A 7448-nucleotide genomic window follows, 5' to 3' on the forward strand; every position below is an offset into this window, starting at 1 on the left:
CCCATTCAACTCAGAGATTAAGGTAAAATTATGAGTAAAAGTATTAAGATTTTTAAAAAAACTGCTCAATGTCCAGCATTTATCTTGACAAAAGTAACTCTCATGTTGTTGTTATCGGTGCCGGAATAGGTGGACTGACTGCTGGAGCATTATTAGCTCATAGAGGTTACAGCGTCTTAATTTTGGATCAGGCCCTCGTACCCGGAGGCTGTGCTTCGACGTTTAAACGGCAAGGATTTACCTTTGATGTGGGAGCAACTCAGGTGGCTGGGTTGGAACCAGGGGGAATTCACCACCGCATTTTCTCAGAATTAGAAATAGATTTACCACAAGCAACGCCTTGTGATCCTGCTTGTGCGGTGTATTTACCTGGGGAAAGCACACCGATTAATGTCTGGCGCGACCAAGAGAAATGGCAAGAGGAACGACAAAAACAGTTCCCCGGTAGCGAACCATTCTGGCAATTGATGGCAACTTTATTTAATGCCAGTTGGGAATTTCAAGGACGCGATCCGGTGCTACCACCACGTAATTTATGGGATTTGTGGCAGCTAATGCAAGCGGTGCGTCCCAGTACATTAATTACCGTCCCCTTCACCTTGTTTACGGTAGGAGATGCTTTACGGTTATGTGGACTGGGAAATAACCAGCAACTGAGGACTTTTTTAGATTTGCAACTGAAGCTATACTCCCAGGTGGATGCAGAACAGACAGCATTACTTTATGCCGCTACAGCGTTGAGTGTATCCCAACTGCCCCAAGGATTGTTTCACCTTCAGGGAAGTATGCAAGTACTAAGCGATCGCCTGGTACAATCTTTAGAAAGAGATGGCGGCAAATTGTTGATGCGCCACACTGTAGAACAAATTAAAGTAGAGAATGGCAAAGCTACTGCTGTAGTCATTAGAAATCAGAAAACTGGCGAAGTCTGGACAGAAGCAGCCAACCACATAGTTACCAATGTCACCGTGCAAAATTTGGTGCAGTTATTGGGAGAACAAGCCCCATCTGGATATCAAAACCGAGTGGAAAAACTGCCCCAAGCATCGAGTGCGTTTGTGATTTATTTGGGTGTAGATGCCAGCGCGATTCCGCCTGGATGCCCTCCCCATCTGCAATTTATGTATAATGCTGATGGCCCGATTGGCGAGAATAATTCCCTATTTGTTTCCGTCAGTCATCCTGGAGACGGCCGCGCCCCAAATGGGAAAGCGACAATTATTGCTTCTTCATTTGTCGATCCTGCACAGTGGTGGCAGACTGAAGATTATCAAGGACTAAAAGAAAAGTTTACCCAAGAAGCGATCGCTCGTCTTGCCCAATACTTCTATCTCAAACCAGAAACGATTATTCATCAAGAAGCCGCAACACCCCGCACCTTTGCTTATTTCACAGCCCGCGACCGCGGTATAGTTGGTGGCATTGGTCAAAGAATACCCACCTTTGGCCCCTTTGGCTTCGCCAATCGGACACCAATCTCGCATCTGTGGTTAGTTGGTGACTCCACCCATCCCGGCGAAGGTACTGCTGGGGTGAGTTATTCGGCGCTAACGGTAGTCAGGCAAATTGAGGCACAAAACTGATCAACTACCAATAATTGAAAAGTCCTCCTTCGTTTGCAGGCAAGTCATACTTGTAACTGATGGCAAACGGGACAGAAAACTGCTGAAATAAGGTTAGTATTGCTAATCTGGAGTAATGACAGACAGCGTTTTAATTCTTGGTGGACGAGGGCGGATTGGTAGCAGTGTTGCTCAGGATCTCGCTACCCATACGCAGGCACAAATTACGATTACTGGACGTTCTGCGGAGTTTGGAAAGGCTGTTAGCTTGTCTTCGGGAGGACAAGTGCAGTTTTTGGTATTGGACTTGGCAGAAGTTGACAAGCTGCGAGATGCGATCGCAAACTCTAACTTAGTCATCCATTGTGCTGGCCCATTTCACTATCGAGATACTAATGTTCTCGAAACCTGTATTGCTCTAGGCGTTAACTATGTAGATGTCAGCGACCATCGTTCCTATACCAGCAAAGCTCTCAAGTATAATGAACAAGCAGCTGCTGCTGGTGTGACAGCAATTATTAATACTGGTATTTTTCCTGGTATTTCTAATAGCATGGTACGTCAGGGTGTCGAACAATTTGATAAACCAGAAAAGATTCATTTAAGTTATTTGGTTTCGGGTTCTGGTGGTGCTGGCATTACCGTGATGCGGACAACTTTTCTAGGGTTGCAGTATCCTTTTGAGACTTGGATAGATGGAAAATGGGAAGTAGTCAAGCCTTATAGTGAAAGAGAAGTAGTTGAGTTTCCACCTCCCTATGGACGCAGCGGAGTTTACTGGTTTGATATGCCAGAAACCTTTACACTTCCCCACACTTTCCCATCAGTAAAAACTGTAATTACTAAGTTTGGCTCTATTCCCGATTTTTACAATCACCTAACTTGGATTGCGGCACACGTCTTTCCCAAGTGGTTAATGCAGCGTCGTTACATGATTGAATTTCTGTCTCATGTCAGCCATTCAATGACAGATGTCACTAATAATTTTAGTGGAATTGGGGTAGCAGTTCGTTCAGAAGTTACAGGGCAAAAAAATGGTGAAACAGCCGTTTATTGTTCAACTGTAGTGCATGAAAATACAGCGGTGGCTTCTGGTTACGGTACAGGTAGTATTGCCCAATTATTGCTAGAAGGTAAACTCAAGAAACCAGGTGTTTTTGCTGTGGAAGAAGCACTACCAACAAATTTATTTGAAGAGGTAATGCAAAGTCGAGAAATTAAAATTAATCACAGTTGGTTATAGCTGACAATCTGACATTTCGTTTTTATAAACTTCAAAATCAATTCCTAAGCTAATAATTAAAGTCATTTAGTAGAGGACTGAAGACAAGATTTTTCACTATGTAGTTGGCTATCTATAATAGAGTGAAAATTTCAGTCCACTTGTGTGGACAGTATCTGTAGAGTGCGTTAATCCGAAATCCATAACGCACCAAAGTCTTTGAACGGTGCTGTACTTTCTTCTAATATCATGTCCGCCAAATTACCCATAATAAAAGAACCCCACCCCGCAAAAGCTACGCTTTAGCTCCCCTCCCCGCCTGCGGGGAGGGGTTGGGGTGGGGTTCTTCGGGTTTAATAAGCAATCAAGCGGACATGATATAACACACCCTACCTATATTTCAAAAATTAAATATGACTCCTATATAATAGAGTGAAAATTTCAGTTCACTTGAGTGGACAGCAGCTGTAAGCTGCTGAACTTGAGTTATGGGCGGGATGTCAATAAGCACGACAATCTGACTATTACAAAAATGTGTGTAGTGCTAAATCCTAAAAGGTTCAAATAGTATTAACTGAACTATAGGTAAAAATTAATATACCCTGCGGTAGAAGGAAGAATTGTACCTAAACACTTAGGATGCCTGTGAGCCTTAAATCTTGAATATATTTATACATGACCAAGGCTCATAAAATAAAAAGAGGAGATTTTTTCATGCAAAAAATTCTATTAACTTTAAAGCAAGCGTTATGTTCCAGCTTTTTGGTTCTTGCCTTGATGATTTCCATCAGCTTGTCAGGTTCCTTCATTTTCATTCAGCAAGCTAGTTATGCAACTACTCTTGAAGAATTGAAGCTAGTACCCCCAGAATATAAACCAAATTCTCAAGAAAAAGTTAATCGTGCTAACGAATATGATCCAGGCGTTGGCGTTCAAGAGGAAGAACGAGAAGAAGCTTATGAAGAAGCAGTAAAAGATGCAGGAAACCTTAATACTATGGAGGAGGCTTACGAAAGGAATTTGAAGGCTGAGAGAGAACAAAATCCCCCAGAAAGTTTCGGTGAAAAAGCGAAAGAAGTTATTGAAAAGGTGACAGGTAAATAGGGAATATAGACCTAACCCCCAACCCCTTTCCTACAAGGGAAGGGGAATAAGATTCAAAACCTCTCTTCTTTTAGAAGAGAGGTTTTGAGTGAGGTTCAGTGTAGTGTTATGTCAAAGGCTAATACCAATTCTGTATGAAAATGTGCCCTCATTCGCACAGCGTCTCGTAGAAAAGAACGCATAGATACGTCCCTTGAGCGTCTCGTAAAGCCTGCGGCATAGCTACGCTTAGGGCGCAGCCTCTCCAAGAGTTAAAAAGTGGCTTTCCGCAGGGTAGGACACAAATAAATGGGATAACGCACCTTAAATTGTTGATAGTGACGTACTCTCGGCGATAACACACCCTACAAAAATTGCTTTTACTCAAATTCATCTATTGTAGCGGCAGGGGTAGTCTTTCTTTGATTAGCTAGATTGCGCTCATACCACTTCATTAATGGAGTTGAACTAATGCCATGTATAATCACAGAAGCGATGATAGTAGTGTAAGTTATCCAAGCAATTTTTTCGGCTATTTCACCTTTTAAGCCATGACCAAAGGCATAGGCAAGATAATATAAAGAACCAACACCGCGAATACCAAACCATCCAAATAACAACCGAGTTCCTGGGTGCAAGGTTCGACGGTGTGATTCTAGAGGACGTTTACCTATTGTGCTAATCCAAACTCCTACAGGTCTAATTATCAAAAATAACAAAATTATCACTATCAAAGATTGCCCAGCATAATTGAGCATTGGCTTTAATAATAATATTGAACCTAATAATAAAATTGTCCCAACTTCCAGCAGCTTTTCAATTTGCTCAACAAATTCCAATTGTGCAAGCGGTTTTTCAGAATTTCTGTAACTACGTTGGATAACTAACCCAGCAACAAATACTGCCAGAAATCCATAGCCATTAACCATTTCTGTTAAAGAATAAGTTAGTAGAATTGTGCTGATAGCAATAAAATCTTCCATTAACTCATCGGTAGCACGGCGTTTTTGAATTTTTTTCTCAATCCAAACTATAGATTTGGCAACAACAATCCCCATAATAATGCCAACTGCGATCGCCCAAATTAAATCAACTGCAATCCACTGTTTAAACCAGTTGCTCCAGTTATCATTTTCTAATGCATGAATGCCAAAATAAACGAAGGGAAAAGCTAAAGCATCATTTAAACCACCTTCAGAAGTTAAACCAAATCTCAATTCATCTTGGTCATTTGTATCGGTCAGTTGTACTTCTGATGCTAATACTGGATCAGTAGGTGCGAGAATTGCTCCTAATAAAATCGCTTCTCCCCAATTCATCCCTAAAAACAATTTACCCACAACAGCTAGAGCAAAAATTGAAATTGGCATCAGAAATACAATCAATCGCACCGTAATATCCCAAACCCCCAACTTTAGAGGACGAATAATTCTTAAGCCGCAGCTAAACACAGAAATAATTACTACAAGTTCTGTTATTTTCTCTAGTAGTTCGGCGTTGAAAACTTCATCTTGACGTAATTGAACAAGTTTTAAGCCGTAAGGGCCTAAAAATATACCAACTAGTAGGTAGATAAGGGCAAAAGAAAGAGGTAAGCGAGCAATCCAACCTGACCCTAATGTGACCATCAGCAAAAGTAGACCAATTACAAATAGGTCAATAATATAGGTATCTACCATATAGCGATTTATATAAAAATTAGGTGTTGCTTTATAAGCTTAGTTGCAATAGCTTTGTATTAGAAATTACCTATGGACAGATTTTTTCGGATTAGGGATTGGTGATTCAAACAGGCTACCAAATTGGAGCAGAAAGGAATAGATAAATTTGGCGTTGGCTTTGCCCAACTTCTCTACAAGACGCTACGTGTAGCTTGCTTCCCCGTAAGGGTACGGCATCACGCTTTGATTATTCGCGTCTGGATTAAAAGAATGGGATTGTGGCACGGGAATATCCCTAATGCACAGCTGTGCGCTCCTACGAATAGTCTATATTTTCTACTTTCTCACTCAGAATTGCTCCCATTTAGTACAAATATACTATAATATAGATAGCGTCCACAAAGCCTAGCTAAATGCATAACGGCTCTGTGAAAACCTTCTGGAAGATGGATTCAAGGGTTAGTTCGATGATGAAGCATTATATTCTCAACCTCAATCCGACTGCCAAGCATGAATGGGATCGGTGTATTTTACGTGACCCCCTGACTGCCAAACGCCCAGACATTGCCAAATTAATTGCTGAAGCAGTTGGTGCTGATACAGGCAGTTATTTGGTGAGCGTAAATATCGAAGTTCAAGTTTTGCAGCAAGCGGCGGTACCTCAAGCCGAACAACTCTCGCTTTCATTTCCAGAGGTGAGTGTGCCGTCACAACCACAACTACGGGAAGTGGCTTAAGCTACTGTGCAGAGTTGAGTAGAGAATAATTAGCCTGTATAAGCAGGCTAACTTCGTGTAGCCGCAGCCTGAAGTCTAACGGCTAACGAAATCATGAGTATATGAGCGGACTTAATTTTATAACGGAAAATTAATGGCGTTGTTCAAAGCTAACAGGACTTACGCATTGAAAACCTGAAACCTCGATTCCCCCTTAAAAATGGGGCTTTTAAGAGGGTTAGGGGATCTCTTGTACGTAATATCATGTCCGCCTAATTACTTCCGATATGTCATTGCGTTCGCCCTTCGGGTACGCCAAGGGTGAATGCAATAACAACTAATCAGCCGAACATGAATATACAGCGTATTACAGGTAAATGAAGTACACGGGTAGGGGCACAACATGTTGTGCCCCTACGATGATCTGTACCTCACTTTGGCGTAGCCTAAGAAGAGAAGTTGCAATCTGTTGTAAGTCCTAGTTAATTTCAAAAACTTAAAAAGTTATCTGATACAGAATATATATAAATATAAGGTTCTAATTTAAAATTTGTTAAGAGTTTATTTGAACATGATTTTCGCTAAAATTTAGGAAAGCGACTGTAAATTACTAATGGATAACGATCGCTATCCCTACACTTCAGACATAGCCTTTTCTCCCCTAAATCAGTACATTTGGACTATAATAGATATGTAGAGTCCACCAAGTTAGTTAAGTGTAAAACTGCTCTATGACAGCCTTTTGGAAAATGGATTCAAGGGTTGGTCTTATACTTAAACACTAAATTCTTGACCTTAGAGGAAAATTATTAAATGATGCAACTGAGTCATTATCCAGCTGCGATTGCACAAGCTGCCCAACAGGCTAATGAAATAGACTCTCAGTTGATGGCAGTGCAGCACCAAGTTAACCGATTTGAAGGCAATGCCGATCGCGTCGCCGCCTTTGAGATGGATTTGAAAAATGATGCTCAACGCAAGGCTCGTCGCTTTGAAGTGCTGCTTGTGAATCAGGAATATCAAAAGTCAATAGACACCCAAATTCGATTAACTGTTGATAAAGCAAATGCAATCGCCCATTTGGAATATCTGCGTAACCAGTTTAGTGTAGCTAATACCAATTCAATGTGAAGCTGCATAGAATAGAGCTTCCAGGATAAAGTTATAAGAAGAGACAGAAATTACCTGCTCAAATGTAAGTTGG

At 41.2% G+C, this 7448-nt stretch carries 6 protein-coding genes; 5 read left to right on the top strand and 1 reads right to left on the bottom strand.

Annotation, left to right across the window (positions count from 1 at the left end; translation table 11 throughout):
- Positions 1 to 68: 68 nt before the first annotated feature.
- The 3 genes from crtD to V7K48_RS24115 all read left to right on the top strand — a co-directional run bounded on the left by crtD (position 69) and on the right by V7K48_RS24115 (position 3888).
- On the top strand, positions 69 to 1583 hold the full coding sequence (crtD, locus tag V7K48_RS24105; RefSeq protein ID WP_335076079.1) for a C-3',4' desaturase CrtD: 1515 nt from the start codon (positions 69 to 71) through the stop codon (positions 1581 to 1583).
- A 115-nt stretch (positions 1584 to 1698) separates the two neighbouring features.
- Positions 1699 to 2805 (top strand): saccharopine dehydrogenase family protein, encoded by a 1107-nt coding sequence (locus tag V7K48_RS24110; protein ID WP_335076081.1) that lies wholly within the window; start codon positions 1699 to 1701, stop codon positions 2803 to 2805.
- Between the two features lie 693 nt (positions 2806 to 3498).
- On the top strand, positions 3499 to 3888 hold the full coding sequence (locus V7K48_RS24115) for a hypothetical protein (RefSeq protein ID WP_335076083.1): 390 nt from the start codon (positions 3499 to 3501) through the stop codon (positions 3886 to 3888).
- 359 nt (positions 3889 to 4247) lie between these two features.
- Here the strand turns inward: V7K48_RS24115 and V7K48_RS24120 are convergent, their stop codons facing one another.
- Positions 4248 to 5546, bottom strand: coding sequence for a cation:proton antiporter (locus tag V7K48_RS24120; protein ID WP_335076084.1), 1299 nt, complete (start codon positions 5544 to 5546; stop codon positions 4248 to 4250).
- A gap of 449 nt (positions 5547 to 5995) precedes the next feature.
- Between V7K48_RS24120 and V7K48_RS24125 the strand changes: the two genes are divergently transcribed.
- On the top strand, positions 5996 to 6265 hold the full coding sequence (locus V7K48_RS24125; protein WP_292720957.1) for a hypothetical protein: 270 nt from the start codon (positions 5996 to 5998) through the stop codon (positions 6263 to 6265).
- Positions 6266 to 7057: 792 nt separating this feature from the next.
- Positions 7058 to 7375: a hypothetical protein gene (locus V7K48_RS24130; protein WP_335076086.1), complete on the top strand. Its 318-nt coding sequence runs from the start codon at positions 7058 to 7060 to the stop codon at positions 7373 to 7375.
- Positions 7376 to 7448 lie beyond the last annotated feature (73 nt).

The organism is Nostoc sp., from assembly GCF_036919615.1.
Taxonomy (GTDB): domain Bacteria; phylum Cyanobacteriota; class Cyanobacteriia; order Cyanobacteriales; family Nostocaceae; genus Nostoc.